We start from the raw sequence: 25757 nt of genomic DNA on the forward strand, positions 1-25757 counted from the left end.
CTCGTTTTATCTTTGTAATTAGTTTTCGTGCTGAATGTGTTCATCAAGCTGTTGGCAGATCTCTTCCTGCAGTGCCTGGCATAACTCAGGGTCTGAAATGGGGGTGCCGGCTTCATCGGTGATGAAGAAAAAGTCCTCTACACGCTCGCCGACACTGGCGATCTTGGCTTTTCGAACGGACAGGTTGTGAGCGGCAAAGATGCCGCCGATGCGCGCCAGCAGGCCTGGGCGGTCCGGCGTGATGACCTCTAGCACCGTCTGTTGTGCACTTGGATCATTGCTCAGGTAAACCTGTGTCGGGGTGGCAAATAACTTCATCTGGCGAGGTACCCGACGCTGTATGATCTCTGGATAATCATCCGGGTCATCCAGTTCATCGATCAATCGCTGCTTGATCTGCTGTAGATGATCGGGGTTCTCTGACAGCGGGGTATTGTCGTCAGAGAGTACCGTGTATGTATTCAGAACTTCACCGCTGTCAGTCACGATAATACGAGCATCTTGAATATTGAGATGCAGTTGGTCCATTGCTGCCACGGTTGCAGCAAACAGATTTTTGATATCCGCACTGTAGATGAATATCTCGGTAGCGCCTTCGAAAACACGGTGTGAGGTTTGGCGAATGAGCACCAGTGGTTCATTCGGGTTGAGGTGCTCCAGAATAGCTTTAGTATGTTCGGCGATGCTCTGGGCAGTCTCTCTCAGGAAGTAGTCGTCGCCAATAGATGCCCATAGTTTGGCGATCTCGGTTTCATCTACCGCTTGACGCCGAAGCAGAACCAGAGCTTCATTCTGGATCTGCTCGATTCTGTCCTCTTTATTGATTGGATTTTCCAGCCCTCTGCGAAGTGCGCGTTTTGTATCGGTGTAAAGCTTACGCATCAGGGTCGCGCGCCAACTGTTCCAGAGCGTGTGATTGGTCGCATTGATATCTGCGATCGTTAGCACGTAGAGGTAATCAAGGTGAACTACATCTCTGACCTGCTGAGCGAAGGTGTGAATCACTTCCGGATCGGAGATGTCCTTGCGTTGTGCGGTCATCGACATAAGTAAGTGGTTACGTACAAGCCATGCAGCAAGGTGACGGTCCCATTTTCCCAAATGGTGGTTTTCACCAAACTCGAGTACATCAACAGATCCGAGTTCGGAGTGATCGCCGCCGCGGCCCTTGGCAATATCATGGAAAAGGGCTGCGATGTAGAGCAGTTCAATCTTAGGCAGCTGGTTGACGATGCGGTGGGCGATCGGGAACTCTTCTCGATAGTCGTTATGCCTGAACTGGCGGCATTTCTGAATCACCTTCATGGTGTGGGCATCAACCGTATAGATATGGAACAGGTCGTGCTGCATCTGCCCGATGATGCTGCCAAACTGTGGCAGGTAACGTCCCAGGATACCATATCGGGTCATTCGCTTGAGTTCGGTGGACACCCGCTCAGGTGAGCGTAACAGCTCCATAAACAGGCTGGTATTGCGGATATCTTTTCTGAACTCATCATCCACTTTGTGGCGGTTGTCACGGATCAGGCGGATGGTAGAGGCGCGTACCCCTTTAATATTGGGATTTTGAGCCAGAAGGACGAAAAGCTCCATCAAGGCAAACGGGTGGTGCTCAAAAACCGTTTCATAGGCGACTTCCAGATAGTCATTATGAATCTGGAAGCGGTTATTCAGAGGGATGATAACCTGCTCTTCATCAGCTCGAAGTATGGCTTCATCAAAATGCTGTAGCAGCATGTCGTTAAATTCAGACATAGCCATCGCAATGCGATAATACTTCCCCATGAACTGTTCAACTGCCAGCTTGCCTTCCTGGTCTTCGTAGCCGAAAAACTCGGCAAGTGAACGTTGATGGTCGAAGAGAAGACGGTCCTCTCTGCGGTTGCAAAGCATATGCATCGCGTAGCGAACCGACCATAGGTAGAGCTCACCCTTATTCAGAATATCGAGTTCTGTCTCGGTGAGAAAGCCATCTTCGACCAGGTCACGGATATAGGTTGAACCAAAGTGTCTCTTAGCGACCCAGCCGATGGTTTGGAGATCTCTGAGTCCGCCCGGTGAGTTCTTCAGGTTGGGCTCAAGGTTGTATTCGGTGTTATTGGTTTTTTTGTGGCGATCCTTTTGCTCTTTAAGCTTGGCGATAAAAAACTCTTTATCGGTCCAGGCGCCTTCAGAGGTGACTCTGTCATACATCTGGGTATGCAGTTCAGAGTTGCCGACGAGTGTCCTTGATTCGATCAGGTTGGTTGCGATGGTGATATCGTTCTGGGCTTCTTTGAAGCAGTCACTCAGGCTGCGAACACTGGAGCCGAGATCAAGGTTGATATCCCAGAGTAGTGTCAGAAAGCCACTGATTGAATCGTGGTACTGTTCGGCTTCCACTCCATCCTGCAGAAGAATGAGTAGATCTATATCTGAGTGTGGATGGAGTTCGCCGCGGCCGTAGCCACCTACAGCAATAAGGGCTATCTCATTTTCGGGCCATTCAAATTTTGACCAGGCGGTCTGGAGTATCCTGTCGATCTCTCTGGCGCGACCATAGATCAGCTTACGGATATCATCACCTTCTCGGAAACGTTCATCCAGAACTGTTTTTATCTCAGTTAGAGCTTCCTTGAAAACCGGGATGGGCGATTTGGCCTCGGCTAACTTTTTCTGAAAAGCTGAAAGGTCAATAATCTCTTCTGCGGCCAACTGTTGGTGCAGGGTGGTAGACATCTTTGCTGTACCCGTATTGATACTGAATTATGGTGGCTGTGGACTCTGAACGGTTATAGAGTGTCGTCGGAGCGCCGCGTTAAAATTTCATAGCCGTCAGCAGTTACCAGAATGGTGTGTTCCCACTGAGCAGAGAGGCGGCGATCAGCTGTTTCAACGGTCCAGCCATCTTTTTTGGAGAGCTTAACCTGTCGCTTACCGGCATTGATCATCGGTTCAATGGTAAAGATCATGCCTTCTTGGAGCTCTTCACCTGTCCCTGCTTTGCCGTAATGAAGCACTTGGGGCTCTTCGTGGAATTCTGCCCCGATACCATGGCCGCAGTACTCACGGACAACTGTATAATGATTCTGTTCAGCGTAGGTCTGGATCGCATGACCAATATCGCCAAGTCGGGCACCCGGTTTAACAAGTTTGATGCCTCGATACATGCACTCTAGCGTGATATCTACTAAGCGGCGAGCATGTGGAAGCTCTTTTCCAACAAAAAACATTTTACTGGTGTCGCCGTGATAGCCATCCTTAATGACGGTGATGTCGATATTGATGATATCGCCATCTTTGAGTTTCTTGTCATTTGGGATGCCGTGACACACAACTTGGTTGACTGAGGTGCAGATGGATTTTGGGAAGCCGTGATAGTTAAGCGGCGCGGGAACTGCTTGCTGCTTATCAATAATATAGTCATGACAGATCTGGTTTAGCTCGTTAGTTGTGACACCAGCCTTGACGTATGGCTCAATCATCTCCAGTACTTCAGCCGCCAGACGTCCGGCAACCCGCATTTTTTCAATCTCTTCGGGTGTTTTGATCTTGATGCTCATAAGCTATCGATATGTCCTGTTGCGAAGCCCTAAAGGGCGATTTAAAAGTGAACGGAGTGCGATTGTAGCAATCCTGCTTCAGGAATAGAAATAGGCTTTATATTATCGCCCGCTTGTGGTATAAATCCGCGCTCAATTTGCACAAGCAAAAAATATCACACACGTTCCGTCACAATTCTCAGGGTGCCTTCGGGTTTGGGGTTGGGGTACGTGGAGGTTTAACCCAATTTTAGGAAATATAATGGCTAAAATTACTATGCGTGACCTGCTTAAAGCAGGCGTTCACTTCGGTCACCAGACTCGTTACTGGAACCCAAAAATGTCCAAGTTCATTTTTGGTGCTCGTAACAAGATCCATATCATCAACCTGGAACATACTCTGCCAGCTCTGAACGGTGCGCTGGATAGCATTCAGAATATGGCTTCGAACAAGAACAAAGTTCTGTTCGTAGGTACTAAGCGTGCTGCTAGCAAAATCGTTAAAGAAGAAGCAAGCCGTGCGAGTATGCCATACGTAAACCACCGCTGGTTGGGTGGTATGCTGACTAACTACAAGACTATTCGTCAGTCTATCCGTCGTCTGCGTGATCTGGAATCTCAGAGCCAGGACGGTACGTTTGAGAAGCTGACTAAGAAAGAAGCTTTGATGCGTCAGCGTGAAATGGAAAAGCTGGAGCGTTCTATCGGTGGTATTAAAGAGATGGGCGGTCTGCCTGATGCTCTTTTTGTAATCGATGTTGATCACGAGCGTATCGCTGTAAATGAAGCGAACAAGCTGGGTATCCCAGTTATCGGTGTGGTTGATACAAACAGCAACCCTGATGGTGTTGATGTTGTTATCCCTGGTAACGATGATGCTTTGCGCGCAATTCAGATTTACGTTAAGTCTGCTGCAGATGCTTGCCTGGAAGGTACAGCTGCAACTGCCGGCGACAAAAACGAATTTGTAGAAGTTGAAGAGAAGCAGGCTGCTGCTGAGTAATCTAACTGTCAATACAGTTAGTTATTCTCTTTGACTTATTTAAGGGGGCCTGGCCCCCTTTTTTGGATTTTTTGATTAACCCGCGATTATTTTATAGGGGTATTCGACATGGCGAAGATTTCCGCTGCAATGGTTAAAGATCTGCGCGACCGTACTGGTCTGGGCATGATGGAGTGTAAAAAAGCACTGAATGAAGCTGGTGGCGACATCGAGAAGGCGATCGAAGAGCTGCGTAAGGCTTCTGGTATGAAGGCAGCTAAAAAAGCTGGTCGTACTGCAGCTGAAGGTGTTGTTGTTGTTAAAGTTGCTGAAGATAACAGCTATGCAGTTGCTGTTGAAGTTAACTCTGAAACTGACTTCGCAGCACGTGATGAAGGCTTCCTGGCATTTGCGAATATTGTGCTGGAAAAAGCATTTGCAGACAAAGAAACTAGCGTTGAAGCGCTGATGGCTGGTGAGCTGAACGATAAGCGTGATGCGCTGGTTCAGAAGATCGGTGAAAACATTGGTGTTCGTCGTGTATTCCTGGTTGAAGGTGCAGTTGTTGCTGCTTACGTTCACAGTAATAACAAGATCTCTGCAATTGTTGAGCTTGATGGCGGTAATGCTGAAACAGCAAAAGATATCGCTATGCACGTAACGGCTGTAAATCCTCAGGTTGTTAGCAAAGAAGATATGCCTGAAGATGTTGTTGCTAAAGAGAAAGAGATCATCCTGGCGCAGCCTGACATGGCAAGCAAGCCTGCTGAGATTGCTGAGAAGATGGTTGTTGGTCGTATCAACAAGTTCCTGGCTGAAAACAGCCTGGTAGAGCAAGCTTTTGTTAAGAATCCTGAGCAGAAAGTAGGTCAGGTAGCAAAAGATGCTGGTGCAACTATCAAATCTTTCACTCGTGTTGAAGTGGGTGAAGGTATTGAGGTTGAAGAAGTTGATTTTGCTGCAGAAGTAGCGGCTCAGCTGAACGGCTAACCTGCTGTAAAACCTGCCGATTGCGCATGTTCTGCATGCGCAATCATCTCTTTTCCTGCTACACTCTCCTGATCTCAAATCCTGCGGAGATATACGGATGCCAACCACCGAAAAACAGTCCAGATATAAACGTATTTTACTTAAGTTAAGCGGCGAAGCCCTGATGGGTGAAGAAAGCTTTGGTATAGATTCCAATGTGCTAAATCGTATGGCGCTGGAGATTGGCCAGTTGGTCGGTATCGGTGTGCAGGTCGGGATGGTGATTGGCGGCGGCAACCTATTTCGTGGTGCGGCGCTTAATGCGGCGGGACTGGATAGGGTGACTGGCGACCATATGGGGATGCTGGCCACGGTTATGAACGCTTTGGCAATGCGTGATGCCTTAGAGCGCAGTAATATCAATACCCGCGTTATGTCAGCGATACCTATGAGTGGTGTTGTAGATCACTATGATAGAAGAAATGCGATGCGTTACTTGAATCAGGGTGATGTGGTTATTTTTGCTGCTGGAACGGGTAATCCTTTCTTTACTACTGATTCCGCAGCATGTTTGCGTGGTATTGAAGTAGAAGCTGATGTGGTCTTGAAGGCGACAAAGGTTGACGGCGTTTATACATCAGATCCGGTTAAAGATCCGAGTGCGCGTCGTTACCGTCATCTTAATTATGATGAAGTTTTAGAGCAGCAACTGGGTGTCATGGATCTGACGGCGATCTGTCTGACCCGTGATCACGATATGCCCGTGCGTGTATTTAATATGAATAAACCTGGTGCCCTGGCCAATCTTGTTGTTGGCGGCGATGAAGGCACCTTGATAGATTGCAGTGAAACGGTTGGAGAAAAATATGCTGAATGAAATCACTCAGGATGCTTCCGAGCGCATGCAGAAAAGTGTGGAAGCGCTGGTAAATAACTTTAAGAAAATTCGTACCGGGCGTGCACACCCAAGCATTCTTGAAGGCATTCAGGTGTCTTACTATGGTTCTGATGTTCCGCTGAGTCAGGTGGCGAATATTTCGGTAGAAGATGGTCGTACGCTTTCGATCGTACCATGGGAAAAGCCGATGGTTCCGGTGATTGAGAAAGCGATCATGACCGCTGATTTGGGTCTGAACCCTGCAACTGCGGGCGAAAATATTCGTGTGCCCATGCCTCCGTTGACTGAAGAAACGCGAAAAGGCTATATCAAACAGGCGCGTCAGGAAGCGGAAGGTGCTCGTGTAGCAATCCGTAATATCCGTCGTGATGCTAATGGTGATCTGAAAGATCTTTTAAAAGAGAAAGAAATTACTGAAGATGATCAGCGTCGTGGCGAAGATCAGATCCAGAAAATCACCGACAAGCATGTTTCAGAGGTAGATAGTCTGCTGGAACAGAAAGAAAAAGATCTGATGGAAATTTGATCGAAGCAGCGGCACTGCAAAGTGTCGCTGAATTAAACTGATGTCAGCAGAAAAAAGCGTTAACGAAGTGATTAATAAGCCTCCTCGCCATATTGCTATCATTATGGATGGTAATAACCGGTGGGCAAAAGAACGTCGCCTTCCTGGTCTGGCTGGGCATAAGGCCGGGGTGGAATGCGTTCGTTCAACCATTGAGGGTTGTATAGAGGTTGGTGTCGAATCCTTAACGCTCTTTGCTTTCAGTTCAGAAAACTGGAAGCGTCCCCCCCTTGAAGTTAAAGGTTTAATGGAGCTATTTAAGCTGGCATTAGACCGTGAAGCTAAGAAACTTGTGAAGAATAATATTCGTTTGCGAGTAATTGGCGATAAAACCGCATTCAGCGGTTCTCTACAGAAAAAAATCGAGAAAGTTGAAGCTTTAACGCAAGAGTGCACAGGATTGCAACTCAACATAGCGGCCAATTACGGTGGGCGTTGGGATATTGTATCCGCAGCGAAAAAACTGGCCGAAAGATGTGCTGCAGGCGAAATAATCGCTGATGATATTAACGAGATAACTTTTTCAGATCATATCAGCTTGTCGGAGCTGCCGGAGCCAGATCTTTGCATTCGTACTGGTGGGGAGCAGCGAATCAGTAATTTCCTAATTTGGCAGTTCGCATATACAGAGTTGTATTTTTCAGATGCCTATTGGCCTGATTTTGATAAGCAGCAGCTGCAACTAGCCATCGATAGCTACTGCCGCCGTCAGCGCAGATTTGGAAAAACCAGTGAGCAAGTAGAGGCCGAGAAAGATGCTTAAGCAGCGAATTTTGACTGCGGTGATTTTGGCTCCACTGGCACTGATGGGGGTGTTTCTGCTCCCTTTGGAACAATTTATCTTCCTGTTGGATGGCGCTATTCTGCTGGCAGCGTGGGAGTGGGCCAATCTGGCGGGAATCAGGCAATCATCGCTAAGAAGTGCCTATGTTGTGCTTATGGCGTGCGTAATTTTCCTCTGTCATGCGTTTTATGAGGTATTGCCCGTTCATGCTGTGTTATTCACATCGTTAATCGCTTGGCTCGTTGCCCTATACTGGGTCGTTCAATACCCTAAGAGTGAAGGGTGGAGCAAAGAGTGGCAGAGAGGGGTGATTGGGTATCTAGTACTTCTGCCGTGCTGGTTTGCCTTTGTCAGCATGAAAGCCACCGAAAATGGTGAGGTGCTTATTGTACTTCTATTTTTGTTGGTCTGGGGGGCGGATGTTGGTGCCTATTTCTCTGGTAAGCGGTTTGGATGTAATAAGTTAGCACCCGATGTAAGTCCGGGGAAAACCCGCGAGGGTTTATATGGTGGGTTAGTTACCTGCTTAGTCGTTGCCGTAGGTTTTGCGGTATATATGGATCTGAGCGCAACGCAAACTGCTTTAATGATTCTTCTATCGTTGCTGACCGGTTTGATCTCAGTATTGGGTGATCTGTTTGAGAGTATGCTTAAGCGATTCCGGGGAATAAAGGACAGCAGTCAGCTTCTGCCTGGGCATGGTGGCGTGCTTGATCGTATTGATAGTTTAACCGCCGCTGCGCCTCTATTTGTGCTGGGAATGCACTTTCTGATGGTCACCTGAGATTCTAATGGATATTCTGCACACTGTAGTTGTGACACTGGTGACATTGGGGATTCTGGTTACCATTCATGAATGGGGGCATTTCTATGTCGCCCGCCGTTGTGGCGTCAAAGTGCTGCGTTTTTCTGTTGGCTTTGGTAAGGCGATTTATACCTGGAAAGATGCGAAAGGTACTGAATATGCCATTGCGATGATTCCGCTAGGCGGTTACGTCAAGATGCTTGATGAGCGTGAAGGTGATGTACGAGCCAGTGAATTGTCACAAGCTTTTAATCGTAAGCCGGTACTGCAGCGTATTGCCATTGTGGCAGCGGGTCCACTAGTTAATCTTATTTTTGCTGTTTTCGCCTACTGGTTCATGTTTGTGTACGGTGTCACAACAGTCGCGCCTTTGGTTGGTGGTGTGGCGAGTGGCTCTCTGGCTGAACAGGCGGAACTGCCGTTAAATAGTGAAATTGTTGCTATTGATGGTCATAAAACACTCTCTTGGGATGATGTGAATCTGAGATTAGCTGCACGAGTCGGTGAAAGTGGTGAGTTGACGCTTGATCTGCGTGAAAAAGGCACTTCTTTGGTTGATCGCCATATAATTGTCTTGCGAGATTGGCATGTTGATGTTGATAAAGAATCCCCTGTTAGTGCGTTTGGGTTAGTTCCCTGGCGACCACAGGTACCAGCAGTTATTGGGCGATTGGTCGAAGGTGGAAGTGCTGTCGCTGCAGGTATTGAAATAGGTGACAGGATCCTGCAGGTTGACGGCAGTTCAATAGATGACTGGTATGCCTTTGTTAGAGTTGTGAAAGCGCAACCTGAAGGCACTCTGAAGCTGTTGATTGAAAGGCAGGGCATTGATATTAATTTGCTACTGGTCCCTGATCGTAAAGTCGCTGAGGATGGGCAGGTCTATGGCTATATTGGCGCGGCAGCGGAGCCTGTGTCATGGCCAGAAGAGCTGCGTAGATCCATTCAATATGACTTGATAGATGCGATTGGGAAGGCGTGGAATAAAACGCTGCAGATGATTTCTCTGACCCTGGATTCAATCTGGAAGATGATTGAAGGGGTTATCTCAGTAAAAAACTTGAGTGGACCTATAACCATTGCTAAAGTGGCGAGTGCTTCAGCGGCATCGGGGTTGGAGTCCTATATTAGTTTTTTGGCGTATCTGAGTATTAGCTTAGGTATTTTGAACCTGTTGCCGATTCCTGTGCTAGATGGAGGGCATCTGCTTTTCTATACGGTGGAATGGATAACAGGCAAGCCTGTCAGCGAACAGATCCAGCTGTTGGGCTTGAAGATAGGTATGGCAGTACTACTCACTTTGATGTTTGTTGCACTGTTTAACGATTTTATGCGGTTGTGATTTTCACGGCTGATCAGTTTATTGATTACGGATAATAAGAAGTACTTCATGAAACGTGGCATTGGACTTCTGGTAGCAATTTTATTCTGGGTGACGACTGCCCAGGCGAATACATCTTCTTTCGTGGTCGAGGATATACGCCTCGAAGGGCTGCAGCGGGTATCGCCTGGCATTGTTTTCAGAAACTTCCCCGTAACCGCAGGTGATAGTGTCAACGCTGCAGAACTCGCGAAAGCCAGTCGAAAACTGTTTAAATCAGGCTTTTTCGATGATATCCAGCTATTGAAAGATGAGCAGGTATTAGTTCTAAAGCTTCAGGAACGTCCCTCTATAAGCCTGATAAGGCTTGATGGTAATAAGGTTCTCGAATCGGAAGCATTGTTGGATGGCCTGAAACAGAACGGGCTGCAAGAGGGTGATGTCTTTAAACGCTCTACATTGGAACAGATTAAATTGGATCTCGTTCGCGTCTATGCATCACAGGGACGATATGGTGCGAGTGTTGAGACTGAAGTTGAAACATTGCCATCTAATCGTGTTGCACTGAATATCAATGTGAAAGAGGGGCGTGTAGCCACGATACAGCACATTAATATTGTCGGTAACAGTGTCTATACAGATGAAGAGCTAAAAGATCTTTTCTCCCTGAAACTGCCAAGTTTCTGGTCGTTTTATAAAAAAGATGATCGCTATGCGCGTCAAAAACTATCAGGTGACCTGGAACGTTTACGTTCATATTACCTAGATAGCGGCTATATCAATTTTTCAATTGATTCGACCCAAGTGTCCATCACCCCGGATAAACGCCATGTCTATATTACAGTGAATGTGAGTGAGGGTGAGAAATTCACAATTCGTGATGTTGATATCGCCGGCGAAATGGTTGTTTCAGAAGAGTCTCTGAAAGAGGTCGTCAGAGTTGAGCCTGGGCAAACATTCTCTCGACGTTTAGTCACTGAATCACAAGACGCTATTGTTAAGCAGATCGGGGACGCGGGGTATATGTTTGCAAACGTCTCTCCAGCACCTGAAATACATGATGATAACACTGTGACGGTTAAGTTCTTCCTTGACCCGGGCAAGCGTACCTACGTGCGCCGAATTAATGTTAGGGGGAATACACGTACTGCAGACGATGTTATCCGTCAGCACCTGCAGCAGATGGAAGCGGCAGTTGCATCAAATGAGTTGATCGAGAAATCCAAGCTGAAATTGGAAAAAACAGGTTACTTCAAGACGGTCAATGTGGAAACAACAGCTGTACCCGGAAGTAACGATCTGGTTGATATCGAGTATACGGTAGAAGAGCAGCAATCTGGATCGTTCTCAGCAAGCGTCGGATTCTCGCAAAATTCAGGTCTGATCTTGGGCTTTAATCTGCAGCAAGATAACTTCTTAGGCACTGGTAAAAAGGTTGGTATCGGTATCTCTAATAGTGAGACGTTAACTGAGTATTCTTATAGTTATGTCGATCCATTCTATACCGTTGATGGCGTTAGTCGTGGGTTTGACCTTTATTATCGCGAGCGTGATTTCGACGAAGATAATACCAGTGCGTTTTCTACCGATGAGTTTGGTGGTGGTATAAATTTTGGGTATCCGATCGATGATTTTCAGCGCCTTAACTTTGGCCTGAATATTGAGCAGGTCACAATAAATACAAATAGCACTGAAACACCGGATGAAATCAACCAGTATCTAGCGGATGAGGGTAATGACTACCTTAATATTATCTTGCGTTCTAGCTGGAGTGATAACCACCTAAACCGAGGCTTTTTCCCGACAAAAGGATATTCTCAAGGGGCATCATTGGAGTTGGGTCTGCCGGGTAGTGATCTAAGTTACTACCGTGCATTTTACAATGCTAAGTGGTATTACCCGCTAACGGAAGATCGGTTCTGGGTAATGGCCTTGAAGGGGCGCCTGGGTTACGGGGGCGAGTTGGGTGAGAATGAATATCCATTCTACAAACACTTCTTCGCAGGCGGATTAAAGACCGTCAGGGGCTTTGAACAAAATACTTTAGGTCCAAAAGATTCAAAAGGTGACCCTTACGGTGGTGATGTCATGGTCGCGGGTAGTGCCGAATTCATTTTCCCAATGCCCTTTGTTAAGGACAAAACCTCCTGGCGTACGCTGCTCTTCATCGATGGGGGTAATGTATTTGATTCTAGTTGCTCATCGGTATCACTACCTGGAAATTGTGAAGACGGAGTTCAGTTCGATCAGTTGAGATTTTCAGCAGGGTTTGGTCTTAGCTGGCTGACTCCTATCGGACCGCTGTCGATCGCTCTGGCAACGCCATTAAATGATAAAGCAACAGATGACACAGAAGTTTTCCAGTTTGCTTTAGGTCAAACTTTCTAAGGAATAGAGTATGAATTTTAAGTTTCTATTAGGCGTTATTCTGGCTGCAGGGCTCAGCTTTAATGCGCATGCTGAAAAGATTGCGGTCCTGGGTGTGCAGCAGGCTTTGCTTGCTTCCGATGCGGCTAAAAATTTCAGAGGTTCTCTGAAAACAGAATTTTCGAAAGATGAGCAGAAAGTGCTAGATCTTGAGAAACAGGTGAAAGCAGCACGAGAAAAGATCGGGAAAAACAAAGACCTTGTTTCATCTGATGAGCTTAATAAGATGAAAATTCAGTTCCAGAAAGTGTTTGCAGAGTATCAGCGCGCAGGTCAGGAATTACAGCAGAAACGGATGCAAAGGGAGCAGGGTTTTATACAAGAGATGCGACCTATTCTGGATAAAGTTATCAGAGGGTTGATTGAAAAAGAGGGCTATGATGTGGTTATTGCTAAACAGGCCACGCTCTTTTCTAAAAAGGAACTCGATATCACTGCTCAGGTTGTTGAGCTGCTGAATAAGCAATAGGCACGTTGTTATTGATGTCTGGCATTACTTACACGCTGAATGAGTTAGCGGAAAAACTTTCGGCAAAAGTGCAGGGGGATGGGCTGTACCGTGTCCATTCTCTGGCAACTCTTCAGGATGCTAAAGCTGGCCAGCTCTCATTTATAGCCAATCCACGCTACCAACAATACTTAAAGACGACGTCCGCCGGGGCCGTTATCATTTCGACCAAATTCACCAAAGAGTTTTCAGGAAATGCTTTGGTCGTTGATGATCCATACTTAACCTATGCAAGGGCCAGTCAGCTATTCTCCTCACAGTCTATTATCCCAAAAATAGCAAACTCAGTGGTTATCCCTGAAACAGCAATGTTCGGAGATTCAGTTCAGATCGATGAGGGGGTGGTGCTGGGTGAGAATGTCACTATCGGTGATCATGTTTGCATCGGACCTAATACTGTAATCGGCGCGAACTCTGAAATTGGTGCGCACACGCGGATAGAAGCAAACGTAACCCTCTATCACGATGTTAGGGTTGGTAGCTCCTGCTTAATTCACAGCGGTGCGGTAGTGGGTGCAGATGGATTTGGTTTTGCGAATGATGCTGGAGGATGGGTGAAAATTGCCCAGCTCGGCAGCGTCGTTATTGGTAATAATGTTGAGATCGGTGCGTGTACCACGATTGACCGTGGAGCATTAGGCGATACTGTTATCGGCAATGGTGTGATTTTAGATAACCAGATTCAAATTGCACATAATGTTATCATTGGAGAAAATTCTGCAATTGCTGGTTGTACCGCGGTTGCCGGAAGCACTAAAATTGGCGCCGGTTGCACCATCGCTGGTGCTTGCGGTATTACGGGACATTTGTCGATCGCTGATGGCACGCATATAACTGCAATGACCCTGGTGACTAAATCGATCGGGGAGCCAGGCGCATACTCATCAGGTACTGGGATGTTGCCGCATAAACAGTGGAAAAAAAATGTTGTTAGATTCCGGCAATTAGACGATATGGCACGCCGGTTAAAATTGATCGAAGATAAGCTTTCGGAAGATTAAGGGTTTTTGTAGATGATGGATGTAAATGAAATTCGGGAATATCTCCCGCACCGCTATCCGTTTTTGCTTGTGGATAGGGTATTGGAGTTAGAAAAGGGAACCTCCATTGTTGCGATTAAGAACGTTACAGTCAATGAACCCTTTTTTAACGGACATTTTCCTGATCATCCAGTAATGCCGGGTGTACTGATTGTCGAGGCGATGGCCCAGGCTGCAGGAATCCTGGGTTTTAAAACAATGGATAAAAAGCCACAGGATGGTTCAATCTATTACTTTGTAGGGGCTGACAATCTTCGTTTCAAACGACCTGTGGTTCCTGGTGATCAGCTTAAGCTGGAAGCGAAAGTGCTTTCCGAACGTCGCGGTATATGGAAGTTCGAGGTACGTGCTACAGTTGATGGTGATACAGTAAGTTCTGCAACAATCCTGTGTGCTGACAGAAAGGTTTAAGTGTTGATCGATTCCCGTGCGCTAATAGACCCCTCCGCTAAAATCGCCAGTAATGTCGAGATTGGCCCTTGGACAATTATCGGACCTGATGTTGAGATCGGTACGGGAACCGTTATTGGCCCTCATGTCGTAGTGAAAGGGCCAAGTAAAATTGGTAAGAATAACCGTATTTTTCAGTTTTCATCCGTTGGTGAAGATTGTCAGGATAAAAAATATGCGGGAGAACCTACCACTCTGACCATCGGGGATAATAATGTTATTCGTGAAGGGGTAACAATCCACCGCGGAACGGTTCAGGATGCGGGTACTACTGTTATAGGAAGTGACAATCTATTTATGGCATATGCTCACGTTGCACATGATTGTGTCGTGGGTAATAACGTCATTATGGCCAATAATACGGCCATTGCTGGACACGTTCATGTTGGCGATTGGGCTATTTTAGGTGGATTTACAGCCGTTCATCAATTCTGCAAAATCGGCGCTCACGTCATGTGTGGCACCAGTACGGTGGTCTTGAAAGACATTCCCGCCTATATTATGGCCAACGGTAATACCGCTAAACCCCATGGTATTAATGTGGAAGGGTTAAAACGTCGCGGCTTCAATGCTGATACCCTTGCCTGTCTACGCCGTGCTTATAAAACGATCTATCGCAAAAAGTTAACAACGGCACAAGCAGTATCTGAACTGAAGGAGATGCTGGATGAGTGCCCTGAAATATTGCCTCTCATCAACTCAATTGAGTCTTCAAACCGCGGTATCATTCGCTGAGGAACCCTATGCCAAAGCCATTGCGTATAGGCATAGTAGCAGGCGAAGCTTCTGGGGATATCCTTGGAAGTGGTTTGATTCGTGCCCTGAAAAAAAAGTACCCTGATCTCTCTGTTGAAGGTGTCGGTGGAGAGTTGATGATCGCAGAAGGCTGTCGCTCCCTCTATCCAATGGAGCGATTATCAGTAATGGGTTTAATTGAAGTGCTGGGCCGCCTTCCTGAGCTACTCAGGCTTCGGAAAAAATTGGTTCAGCATTTTATTCAAACACCACCCGATGTTTTCATCGGTGTAGATGCCCCCGACTTCACGCTTAAGATGGAAGGAGCCCTGAAAGAGAGGGGGATTCCAACAGTACATTATGTTAGTCCTTCAGTATGGGCGTGGAAACAAAAACGGATCTATAAAATAAAGCAGACGACAGATCTGCTTTTGAGCCTTTTCCCTTTTGAAGCCCAACATTACGCTCCTACACAGCAACGTATTGCGTTTGTAGGCCACCCTTTGGCAGATAGTATTCCTCGCAGTGTGGATGTCGATGCTGCTAGGGAGAAATTCGCGGTGAAAGAGGGTGAGACTATTATCGCCTTACTACCGGGTAGTCGCGGGAGCGAAGTTAAGTATCTGGCAGAGCCTTTTTTGCAAACAGCGCAGTGGCTTAATGAGCGTTTAGATCGGGTGCGATTTATTATTCCTGCGGCAAATAGCCACCGCCACGATCAATTGCATCAGTTGATTGCGGATAAGTACGCTGAGCTCAATATACAGTTGGTAATCAAGCATTCAAGAGATGTAATGGCAATCTCTGATGCTATATTGATCGCTTCGGGTACCGCTACACTGGAGGCAACAATTCTTAAAAAGCCGATGGTTGTAGCATATAAAATGGCTGGGTTGACCTATGCTCTCTATTCCAAAATGGTCAGTTCTCGTTTTATCTCTCTACCTAATTTACTCGCAGAAGAGGAGTTAGTGCCTGAAATATTGCAGCAAGAGGTTCGCCCCGAGATTTTGGGTCCTGCTCTATTGAAAGCACTGCAAGATAAAGCGTACCGAACTTATCTTGAGAAGAGATTTACACAGATACATCATCAACTGCATCAGAATGCCGACGAAAAAGCGGCGGATGCGATTGTAGGTCTATTGCGAGAGAGAGGGGTGCTCTAATGGAACCTCTGGGCTTTGATTTCGGCGTCGGCGAGAGAATTGCGGGTGTTGATGAGGTTGGTCGTGGGCCGCTGGTTGGAAATGTTGTTGCGGCGGCTGTGATTCTGAACCCTGCAAAGCCTATCCAGGGATTGGCTGACTCTAAGAAACTGACCGCCAAACGTCGAGAGGCACTGTACGAAGAGATTATTGAGTCTTCGCTGGCGTGGAGTGTGGCTTCTGCATCCCCTGAAGAGATCGATGAGATCAATATTCTGCAGGCTTCTATGTTGGCAATGAAAAGGGCTGTGGAAGGGTTGATCGTTGAACCGGGTTTTGTGTATATCGATGGAAACCGTTGTCCTGAAATAGGTTACCCCTGTGAAGCTGTGGTTAAGGGTGATAGCAAAATCAAGGAGATTAGTGCGGCCTCTATTGTTGCAAAAGTTGTCAGAGATCGTGAGATGGAATTATTGCATCAGCGGTATCCTCAGTATGGCTTTGCCAAGCATAAAGGCTACCCTACAGCGCAGCATTTTGAAGCGTTGTCACAGTTTGGAGCTCTACCTGAGCATCGTCGTAGTTTTAAGCCTGTACGTGAACTTGTTGAAAATTAATTAACTGAAGCATTTCTCGCATGTCTGATCCTAAGTTTGTCCATCTGCGTGTCCATACTGAATTTTCATTGGTTGATGGTTTGGTGCGCGTCAAAGAGCTTATCTCCGCGGCCAAAGAAAACTCAATGCCTGCCGTTGGAATGACCGATCAGACCAATTTTTTTGGATTGGTAAAATTCTTTAAAGCGGCAACTGGCAGCGGTATCAAACCAATCTGTGGTAGTGATCTCTGGGTTGAGAATACCGACGAAGCAGGGGGCGAACCCTATAGATTGACTTTGCTTGTCCGTAATGCGGAAGGCTACCTGAACCTGATGGAGTTAATCTCACAGGCTTATGCTGAGGGGCAGAATATTATTCCGGATATGGCATTGGTTAAGCCTGAATGGGTTGAAGCTAAGTCAGCAGGGTTGATCGCCTTATCTGGTGCCAAGAGTGGCGAAGTTGGACGGTCAATTCTGGCTAATAACGATCGTGCCGGTGAGGTGCTGCAGCGCTGGATGGGCGTTTTCAAGGATAGTTTTTATCTGGAAGTCCAACGCACAGGGCGGTCTGGTGATGAGCAGGTCGTTCATAGCTCTGTTGATCTGGCTAAACAGTATAACTGTCCCGTTGTGGCTACAAACGAAGTCATGTTTGTAAAACAGAGAGACTTTGAAGCACATGAAGTTCGGGTGTGTATCAACCAGGGAAGAGCGCTTGAAGATCCATCCAGACCGAAAGAGTATAGTGATCAGCAGTACTTCCGAACTCAAGAAGAGATGGCGGAGCTCTTTAGGGATATTCCCAGCGCAGTTCAAAACAGTGTAGAGATTGCTAAACGCTGCAATATAGAGATTGAGATAGGCACCTATTACCTGCCTAAGTATCCGATCCCTGCGGGGATGTTGATGGATGATTATTTTAGGAAGGTATCCTTCGATGGGTTAGAAGAGCGTCTTTCCATACTTCTGGATAGAGATGATCCTGACTATCAGGCTAAGCGGCAACTGTATATTGATCGGCTTGAGTTTGAACTGGACATCATTATTCAGATGGGTTTCCCAGGCTATTTCTTGATAGTGATGGATTTCATCAAATGGGGTAAGGAAAATGGAGTTCCTGTGGGCCCCGGTCGTGGTTCCGGTGCGGGCTCATTAGTTGCTTATGCCCAAAAAATTACCGATCTTGATCCGTTGGAATATGATCTGCTGTTTGAACGATTCCTGAACCCCGAACGTGTCTCGATGCCAGATTTTGATATCGATTTCTGCATGGATAATCGTGACAAGGTTATTGATTATGTTGCACGAACCTACGGGCGTGATGCGGTTTCCCAGATTGTAACCTTCGGAACGATGGCCGCTAAAGCGGTTGTTCGTGATGTCGCGCGTGTGCAGGGGAAACCATTTGGTTTAGCTGACCGTCTTTCAAAATTGATCCCCTTTGAAGTGGGCATCACTCTAAAGAAGGCCATGGAACAGGAGCCCATGCTGAGTGATTTTGTGAACTCCAGTGCTGAAGCACAGGAGATCATGGAGATGGCGTACAAACTTGAAGGGGTGACGCGCAACGTTGGTAAGCATGCGGGTGGGGTAGTGATTGCACCCACAAAGCTAACGGACTTCGCAGCTACATACTGTGATGAAGAAGGAAACGGGCTGGTGACTCAGTTCGATAAAGGGGATGTAGAAGAAGCTGGCTTGGTGAAGTTCGACTTCCTTGGACTTAGAACACTGACAATCATTGATTGGGCGCTGGATACGGTCAATAAGATTCGTGCCAAGGAGGGAGAGGAGCCGATCGATATTGCTCTTATCGATCTTGAAGACAAAAAAACTTTTGATCTTTTGCAGTCTGCGGAAACAACTGCGGTATTCCAGCTGGAATCCAGTGGAATGAAAGATCTGGTCCGACGTCTTCTTCCTTCACGTTTTGAAGATATTGTTGCACTGGTAGCGCTATTCAGGCCGGGTCCCCTGCAATCAGGCATGGTAGATGACTTCATTAATCGTAAGCATGGTCGGGCCGAGATGGCATGGCCGCACCCTGATTACCAGTTAGATTCTCTACAGCCTGTTCTTGAGCCGACCTACGGTATTATTCTTTATCAGGAACAGGTCATGCAGATCGCACAGGTCATGGCAGGTTATACCTTGGGTGGTGCTGATATGTTGCGCCGGGCCATGGGTAAGAAGAAACCGGAAGAGATGGCAAAGCAGAGGGCCTCTTTCCTGGAAGGATCTGAAAATAATGGGATCGATAAAGACCTGGCGGGTAATATCTTTGATCTTGTAGAGAAGTTTGCCGGATACGGATTCAACAAATCACACTCTGCTGCCTATGCATTAGTTTCCTATCAGACCGCATGGTTAAAAGCGCATTACCCGGCACCCTTCATGGCGGCGGTTATGTCGTCAGATATGCAGAATACAGACAAGGTCGTCATCTTTATCGAAGAGTGCCGGCAGATGGGGATTCCACCCGCACTTCCTGATGTGAACAGTGGCGAGTATATGTTCACTGTTAATGATGAGGGGGTGATTGTCTACGGCCTGGGGGCGATTAAAGGTGTTGGAGAGGGCCCTATAGAGGCGATTGTATCGGCGCGGGCTGAGGGTGGTAGTTTTAATGATCTGTTTGACTTTTGTGAACGTGTTGGTGCTAAAAGGCTGAATAAACGCGTTCTTGAAGCGCTTGTTAGATCAGGTGCTTTAGATAACTTAGGTGCAGAGCGTGCCGTTTTATGGGATGCGATTCCAGATGCATTGAAGGCGGCTGATCAAGCTGCCAAAAATCAGGACTCCGGGATGTTTGATCTATTCGGAGAAGTGGAGGCGGAATCCGAGCGTTGCTCTTACGAGGATTACAGAAAAGTACGATCATGGACCGATAAAGAGCGTCTTGCCGGTGAAAAAGATACTCTCGGACTCTATCTGACAGGTCATCCGATTGATGAGTATGAATCTGAGCTACGTCATTTCATCAGTAAGCGGATAGTTGAGCTGCAGCCAGCACGAGGGCAAACCCAGAAAATGGCGGGTCTGGTCGTTGATATGCGTTTAAAGAAAACCAAAAAAGGGGATAACCTCTGTTTTGTTACGCTTGATGATCGCAGTGCACGTATTGATGTAACACTTTTTGGCGATACCTATGATGCTGTCCGAGAACAGGTACATAAAGATGCTGTACTGGTTGTTGAAGGTGAAGTTGCTGAAGATCATTACTCAGGCGGTATGAAAGTGAGAGTCAGCAAAGTACTGAGCATTCCGCAGGCTAGAGCTCAGTATGCATCGGGTGTTTTGGTTAAGTGTGAGGAATCTCATTTTTCAGGTCGCAGACTGAAGGAATTTGAGGGGCTCATAAGTGACTTCCGTGGGGATGGTTCACTGCCGCTCAGGTTGCGATACTGCAGACCCGATGCTGAGGCAACCTTGTCTTTGGGTGAAGGCTGGCAGGTTGAAGCCAGTGACGATCTTCTTATCGCCTTGATGGAACGATTTGGCAGTGATGCGGTGAGTCTGACTTATTAGGCTGGTTCTTAAAGCGCCAAAAAGGTACACTTTGCACAATTTTTTCACTAATGAATAGATGAGTCATATGAATCCGAACTATCTGGATTTTGAACAACCAATTGCTGAGTTGCAGGCGAAAATTGAAGAGCTACGTCTCGTAGGAGATTCAGCAGATCTGAATATTTCCGATGAGATCGCGCGTCTGGAAGATAAAAGCCGCAGCCTGACCGAGTCTATTTTTTCTGATCTGTCTGCATGGCAAGTATCACAGTTAGCGCGTCATCCTCAGCGACCATACACTCAGGACTACATCGACTATATATTTGAAGAGTTTGATGAGGTTCATGGTGACCGTCACTTTGCTGATGATCAGGCGATTATCGGTGGTATCGCACGTTTGGATGATGAGCCGGTTATGGTATTGGGGCATCAGAAGGGACGTGGGGTGCATGAGCGTCAGAAACGTAATTTTGGTATGCCTCGCCCAGAAGGATACCGCAAAGCTTTGCGTATGATGGAGATGGCTGAGCGTTTTAAGATGCCGATTTTTACCTTCATCGACACGCCGGGTGCGTATCCTGGGATTGATGCTGAAGAGCGAGGTCAGTCTGAAGCGATCGCATTCAACCTAGCAAAAATGTCTCAGCTGAAAACACCTATCATCTCAACGGTTATCGGTGAAGGTGGTTCTGGTGGTGCACTGGCGATAGGCGTGTGTGATGAGCTTATGATGATGAGCTACTCCACCTATTCTGTGATCTCGCCTGAAGGCTGTGCTTCTATCTTATGGAAGAGTGCTGAGCGTGCGGCCGATGCGGCTAAAGCGATGGGAATTACATCTGAGCGTTTGCACGAGCTGGGTCTGGTCGATCAGATTGTTAGCGAACCTTTAGGTGGAGCGCACCGTGATCCAGCATTGACGGCTGCTAATCTTAAACGGCAGTTATCAGAAACCCTAGGAAAGTTGAATGAGCTTTCCTTGGATGATTTGCTGGAGCGCCGTTATAAGCGTCTGATGTCCTACGGATTTGGTGGTGAGGCATAATCCAGCCTCTGCAACTGCCATAGAACAGTGTGAGCGTCATTTCCTGGCGCTCACATCTGATTTTTTAGCTTCCTTCCCTAAAAAAACAGTTAAGCGCTGGCTAGTTGCTCACAGCGGTGGTCTTGATTCCCAGTTCCTGTTACATCTCGCCGTAAATCTGCTACCTAAGCAGCAGGTGGTTGTTATTCATGTTAATCATAATCTACAACCGGAAGCTGCGGCTTGGGCGAAATTCTCCCGCCAGCAAGCTGAGACGAATGGACTCAGCTTTATCCTGAGGGATGTGACACCCGAAAAAAACTCTGAAGAAGCGGCCCGTAGGGTGCGTTATGAAGCATTCGAATCGGTCATGGAATCTGGCGATGTGCTATTGCTAGGGCATCATCTGGATGATCAGGCGGAAACGTTGCTCTTTCGTTTTTTAAGAGGGAGTGGTATCGCGGGTCTGCAAGGTATTCCCGTTTCACGGAAGTTGGGGAAAGGATATCTGTTACGTCCTCTGTTGACATGTCCCCGAAAGATGTTGGAGAAAAGTGTTACAGGTCTGCAGCTAAATCACATTCATGATCCCAGTAATGCAGCGTTGGATTACGATAGAAACTTTCTGCGGTTAAGCGTATTGCCGCTCATTAAAGAGCGTTGGCCTAACGTAGCCAGGCAGTGGCAGAGCAGTGCTGAAATCATGCGTTCAACTACCGCATTGTTAGAAGATTATCTGGATGGTGATCTGCGTTTATGTTCTCCGAGCCGGGATCGGTTTGAGATAGCGGCGTGGAGAGCGTTACCACTTACTCGACAGGATGAGTTGTTACGGCACTGGATTTATCGGACGCTAGAGATGCGGGTTAATCAGATGCAGTTATCAGAGATAAAACGCAGCGTGATTGATGCGGGTGACTCTGCCAGCCCCCTCTATCAACTTTCTGAGGTTGAATTGCGTCGTTTTAATGATGTTTTGTATCTTGTGAGACCTCACATTATGCATACATCAGAGCTGCTACTGAATGGAGACGAGGTGGGGGTTACCTCGTTGGGTGATGGAGTCCTTGAGTTTATCCGGAAAGGGTGCAGTCAGGAGATCAAAGGCGAGCTAAAAATTGTTCGTCGCAAGGGGGGGGAGAGATGTCATCCTGTTGGGTGTACAGGGAGTTCAACGGTTAAAAAAATACTACAGGAGGCTAAAGTTCCTCCCTGGCAGAGATCAAATTGGCCGCTGCTATTTCATGATGAAAAACTGGTTGCAATTCCTGGTATCTGCACCAGCGAGGACGGGAGTGCAGAAAAGTTAGGTTTTTCGCTTTTATGGCGTCCCTTTTCATTGTCTGACAGCGCCTGATTTGGTAAGCTGTAGCGCCATCTCGATCTTAAATTTTCCTCGCATTAAACACGATCAAACAGGTTCTGCATGACGCGATATATCTTCGTCACAGGCGGTGTTGTGTCCTCTTTGGGCAAAGGCATCGCATCCGCTTCTTTGGCTGCCATTTTGGAAGCCAGAAGGCTGAAAGTAACTATGTTGAAACTGGATCCCTATATCAATGTGGATCCAGGGACTATGAGCCCCATTCAGCACGGTGAAGTTTTTGTTACAGAGGATGGTGCGGAAACTGACCTCGACCTTGGCCACTACGAGCGTTTTATTCGTACGACCATGAGTAAACGTAACAACTTCACTGCAGGTCGAATCTACCAGCATGTTCTGCGCAAAGAGCGTCGCGGTGATTATCTGGGCGGAACCGTTCAGGTTATCCCGCATATCACCGATGAAATTAAGCGTCGTGTTATTGAAGGTGCAGGTGATGCTGATGTAGCGCTGGTAGAGATTGGCGGTACAGTAGGTGATATTGAATCCTTGCCGTTTATGGAAGCGGTTAGGCAGCTGAAAGCTGAACTGGGATCATCTCGCGCGATGTTTATGCACCTGACGCTGGTGCCCTACATTGCGACGGCGGGTGAAATTAAGACAAAACCGTCCCAGCACTCTGTGAAGGAGTTGCGTTCGATCGGTATTCAGCCAGATATTCTGGTATGTCGTTCTGATTTCCCACTGCCTGACTCATCTCGTCGGAAGTTGTCTTTGTTCACTAACGTTGAGGAGCGAGCAGTTGTTTCGCTACCCGATGCAGATACGATATACAACATTCCGCGTATGCTATCTAATCAGGGATTGGATGACATTGTAGTTGAGCGCTTCAATTTGGACTGTTCTGAAGCCGATCTGGATGAGTGGGATCGGGTCGCGGATGCGCATCTGAATCCTGAAGGCGAAGTGAGAATTGCCATGGTTGGCAAATACATGGAGCTGCTTGATGCATATAAGTCTTTGATTGAGGCGATCTCTCATGCTGGTATTGCGCTGAAGAAAAAAGTCCGCATTGAATGTATCGATTCTGAAAGGATTGAGCGTGAAGGTGTTGAACTTCTCGATGGTATGAGCGCGATTCTGGTGCCGGGTGGCTTTGGTGAGCGCGGTGTGGAAGGCAAAATCAATGCTGTTCGTTATGCGCGTGAAAATAAAGTGCCTTACCTGGGTATCTGTCTGGGTATGCAGGTGGCAGTTATCGAATTTGCACGTAATGTCGCAGGCATCGAAGGGGCTACATCTTCAGAGTTTAATGCTGAGGCAGAACATCCGGTAGTTGGATTGATTACTGAATGGACAACTACCGAGGGTGATGTTGAAACCCGTGGTGAGAAAGATGATCTGGGCGGAACTATGCGTCTGGGTGCACAGATCTGTCACCTTGCAGAGGGCTCTACTGCGGCGACTGCATACGGTAGTACAGAGATAACTGAGCGTCATCGTCACCGTTATGAAGTCAACAACAACTATGTGGAGCGTCTGAAAGACGCAGGTCTGCGAATCTCTGGTCGTTCTGTTGATGGTGAGCTGGTTGAAGTTGTTGAAGTGGCAGACCATCCTTGGTTCGTTGCCTGCCAGTTCCACCCCGAATTTACTTCGACTCCACGTGATGGTCACGGACTGTTCACTGGATTTATTCAGGCTGCGCTGGATCAGCAAGCCAAATAGAAAACGATTTATGGATTGGGGGTGCGCAGCCCCCAGAACAAAAAAATTCTGGAGTTATTACCCATGGCACAGATCTCTGATATCAAAGCCCGCGAAGTACTGGATTCTCGTGGTAACCCAACAGTTGAAGCTGATGTTATTCTGGCATCCGGCGTTGTTGGTTCAGCTTGCGCACCTTCGGGTGCATCCACTGGTTCACGTGAAGCGCTGGAGTTGCGTGATGGTGATAAAAGCCGTTACCTAGGTAAAGGTGTACAGAAAGCGGTTGCTGCGGTTAACAATACGATCCGTGAAGCCCTGATCGGTATGGACGCAACAGATCAGCGTGCATTGGATAACAAAATGCTGGAGCTGGATGGTACGGAGAATAAAGAAACTCTGGGTGCTAACGCTATCCTGGCGGTATCTCTTGCGGCGGCTAAAGCAGCTTCTATCGAAAAAGGGATCCCACTGTATGCCCATATCGCAGAAATCAATGGTACTGCTGGTCAGTTTACGCTGCCTGTACCAATGATGAATATTCTGAATGGCGGTGAACACGCGGATAACAATGTCGATATCCAGGAGTTCATGGTACAGCCTGTAAACTTTGATAAATTCTCTGAAGGTCTGCGTTGCGGTGCAGAAATCTTTCATGCATTGAAAGCGGTTCTTAAAGCTAAGGGTCTTAATACGGCCGTAGGTGATGAAGGCGGCTTTGCGCCTAACCTGGCTTCAAACGAAGAAGCGTTGGTTGTAATCAAAGAAGCTATCTCCAATGCGGGTTATGAACTGGGTAAAGATGTAACTTTGGCGCTTGATTGTGCAGCATCTGAGTTCTATAAAGATGGCAAATACGACCTTTCCGGTGAAGGTAAAGTCTTCGATGCGGAAGGGTTTGGCGACTATCTTGCAGATCTTACTGAGAACTATCCGATTGTATCTATCGAAGATGGTCTGGATGAATCCGATTGGGATGGTTGGGCATACCTGACTAAGAAGATCGGTGAGAAGGTTCAGTTGGTTGGAGATGACCTGTTTGTAACAAATACCAAAATTCTGAGTCGTGGCATTGAGCAGAGCATTGGTAACTCCATTCTGATCAAGTTCAACCAGATTGGCTCTCTGTCTGAAACGCTGGATGCGATTAAGATGGCAAAAGATGCAGGTTTTACAGCGGTTATCTCGCATCGTTCGGGTGAAACAGAAGATACTTTCATTGCTGATCTTGCAGTGGGTACTGCCGCGGGACAGATTAAAACCGGTTCTCTTTGCCGCTCTGATCGTGTAGCTAAGTACAATCGTTTACTCCGTATTGAAGAGGAGTTGGCGGATGCTGCTGTTTATAATGGATTATCTGAAATTAAAGGTCAGGGTTAATAGTCTGGCTTGCTAATCTCTGATATAAAAAGGGGGCTTTAATAGCCCCCTTTTTATATGA

Annotated in this window: 21 protein-coding genes; 19 read left to right on the top strand and 2 right to left on the bottom strand. The window is 47.1% G+C overall.

The annotated features are described in order from the left end of the window. Positions 1-18: 18 nt before the first annotated feature. The gene (locus Q0882_RS14495) at positions 19-2718 is read right to left on the bottom strand and encodes a [protein-PII] uridylyltransferase (RefSeq protein WP_299183058.1); all 2700 of its coding nucleotides are present in this window, start codon (positions 2716-2718) and stop codon (positions 19-21) included. Positions 2719-2771: 53 nt separating this feature from the next. Continuing rightward, entirely contained in the window at positions 2772-3542 is a 771-nt protein-coding gene (gene map, locus Q0882_RS14500) for a type I methionyl aminopeptidase (protein WP_299183061.1), read from the bottom strand. 241 nt (positions 3543-3783) lie between these two features. Between map and rpsB the strand changes: the two genes are divergently transcribed. From rpsB to eno, 19 genes are all read left to right on the top strand, one after another. Continuing rightward, positions 3784-4524 (top strand): 30S ribosomal protein S2, encoded by a 741-nt coding sequence (rpsB, locus tag Q0882_RS14505; protein WP_299183063.1) that lies wholly within the window; start codon positions 3784-3786, stop codon positions 4522-4524. A 108-nt stretch (positions 4525-4632) separates the two neighbouring features. Beyond that, positions 4633-5493 (top strand): translation elongation factor Ts, encoded by an 861-nt coding sequence (tsf, locus tag Q0882_RS14510; protein ID WP_299183064.1) that lies wholly within the window; start codon positions 4633-4635, stop codon positions 5491-5493. 97 nt (positions 5494-5590) lie between these two features. After that, positions 5591-6349, top strand: coding sequence for a UMP kinase (gene pyrH / locus Q0882_RS14515; RefSeq protein ID WP_299183066.1), 759 nt, complete (start codon positions 5591-5593; stop codon positions 6347-6349). Beyond that, a complete protein-coding gene (gene frr / locus Q0882_RS14520) occupies positions 6339-6896 on the top strand; it encodes a ribosome recycling factor (RefSeq protein ID WP_299183069.1) in 558 nt (185 codons plus the stop codon). Before pyrH ends, frr begins: the two co-directional genes overlap by 11 nt. A gap of 40 nt (positions 6897-6936) precedes the next feature. After that, entirely contained in the window at positions 6937-7698 is a 762-nt protein-coding gene (uppS, locus tag Q0882_RS14525) for a polyprenyl diphosphate synthase (protein ID WP_299183072.1), read from the top strand. Continuing rightward, positions 7691-8503, top strand: a complete 813-nt coding sequence (locus Q0882_RS14530) for a phosphatidate cytidylyltransferase (protein ID WP_299183075.1) — start codon at positions 7691-7693, stop codon at positions 8501-8503. Before uppS ends, Q0882_RS14530 begins: the two co-directional genes overlap by 8 nt. A gap of 7 nt (positions 8504-8510) precedes the next feature. Next, complete coding sequence (gene rseP, locus Q0882_RS14535) at positions 8511-9866, top strand: sigma E protease regulator RseP (protein ID WP_299183078.1); 1356 nt, start codon at positions 8511-8513, stop codon at positions 9864-9866. 48 nt (positions 9867-9914) lie between these two features. Next, on the top strand, positions 9915-12233 hold the full coding sequence (gene bamA, locus Q0882_RS14540) for an outer membrane protein assembly factor BamA (RefSeq protein ID WP_299183081.1): 2319 nt from the start codon (positions 9915-9917) through the stop codon (positions 12231-12233). A gap of 10 nt (positions 12234-12243) precedes the next feature. Beyond that, positions 12244-12741: an OmpH family outer membrane protein gene (locus Q0882_RS14545; RefSeq protein WP_299183084.1), complete on the top strand. Its 498-nt coding sequence runs from the start codon at positions 12244-12246 to the stop codon at positions 12739-12741. 14 nt (positions 12742-12755) lie between these two features. Next, positions 12756-13781, top strand: a complete 1026-nt coding sequence (gene lpxD / locus Q0882_RS14550; RefSeq protein ID WP_299183087.1) for a UDP-3-O-(3-hydroxymyristoyl)glucosamine N-acyltransferase — start codon at positions 12756-12758, stop codon at positions 13779-13781. A 12-nt stretch (positions 13782-13793) separates the two neighbouring features. After that, positions 13794-14231 (top strand): 3-hydroxyacyl-ACP dehydratase FabZ, encoded by a 438-nt coding sequence (gene fabZ, locus Q0882_RS14555; protein ID WP_299183090.1) that lies wholly within the window; start codon positions 13794-13796, stop codon positions 14229-14231. A 3-nt stretch (positions 14232-14234) separates the two neighbouring features. Then, on the top strand, positions 14235-15005 hold the full coding sequence (lpxA, locus tag Q0882_RS14560; RefSeq protein WP_299183093.1) for an acyl-ACP--UDP-N-acetylglucosamine O-acyltransferase: 771 nt from the start codon (positions 14235-14237) through the stop codon (positions 15003-15005). 8 nt (positions 15006-15013) lie between these two features. Next, positions 15014-16171 (top strand): lipid-A-disaccharide synthase, encoded by a 1158-nt coding sequence (gene lpxB, locus Q0882_RS14565; RefSeq protein ID WP_299183096.1) that lies wholly within the window; start codon positions 15014-15016, stop codon positions 16169-16171. Beyond that, a complete protein-coding gene (gene rnhB, locus Q0882_RS14570; protein ID WP_299183099.1) occupies positions 16171-16767 on the top strand; it encodes a ribonuclease HII in 597 nt (198 codons plus the stop codon). Before lpxB ends, rnhB begins: the two co-directional genes overlap by 1 nt. 20 nt (positions 16768-16787) lie before the next feature. Beyond that, positions 16788-20279 carry a DNA polymerase III subunit alpha gene (dnaE, locus tag Q0882_RS14575; RefSeq protein ID WP_299183102.1) on the top strand — a complete coding sequence of 1164 codons (3492 nt, stop codon included), beginning with the start codon at positions 16788-16790 and terminating at the stop codon, positions 20277-20279. A 67-nt stretch (positions 20280-20346) separates the two neighbouring features. Then, positions 20347-21306, top strand: coding sequence for an acetyl-CoA carboxylase carboxyl transferase subunit alpha (gene accA / locus Q0882_RS14580; RefSeq protein ID WP_299183152.1), 960 nt, complete (start codon positions 20347-20349; stop codon positions 21304-21306). Further along, positions 21296-22642: a tRNA lysidine(34) synthetase TilS gene (gene tilS / locus Q0882_RS14585; protein WP_299183105.1), complete on the top strand. Its 1347-nt coding sequence runs from the start codon at positions 21296-21298 to the stop codon at positions 22640-22642. The genes accA and tilS overlap by 11 nt, the downstream gene beginning before the upstream one ends. A 69-nt stretch (positions 22643-22711) precedes the next feature. After that, positions 22712-24337: a CTP synthase gene (locus Q0882_RS14590; protein WP_299183106.1), complete on the top strand. Its 1626-nt coding sequence runs from the start codon at positions 22712-22714 to the stop codon at positions 24335-24337. A 63-nt stretch (positions 24338-24400) separates the two neighbouring features. Further along, positions 24401-25696, top strand: coding sequence for a phosphopyruvate hydratase (eno, locus tag Q0882_RS14595; protein WP_299183109.1), 1296 nt, complete (start codon positions 24401-24403; stop codon positions 25694-25696). Positions 25697-25757: the final 61 nt, after the last annotated feature.

It is taken from the genome of uncultured Neptuniibacter sp. (assembly GCF_947498015.1).
Lineage (GTDB): Bacteria > Pseudomonadota > Gammaproteobacteria > Pseudomonadales > Balneatricaceae > Neptuniibacter.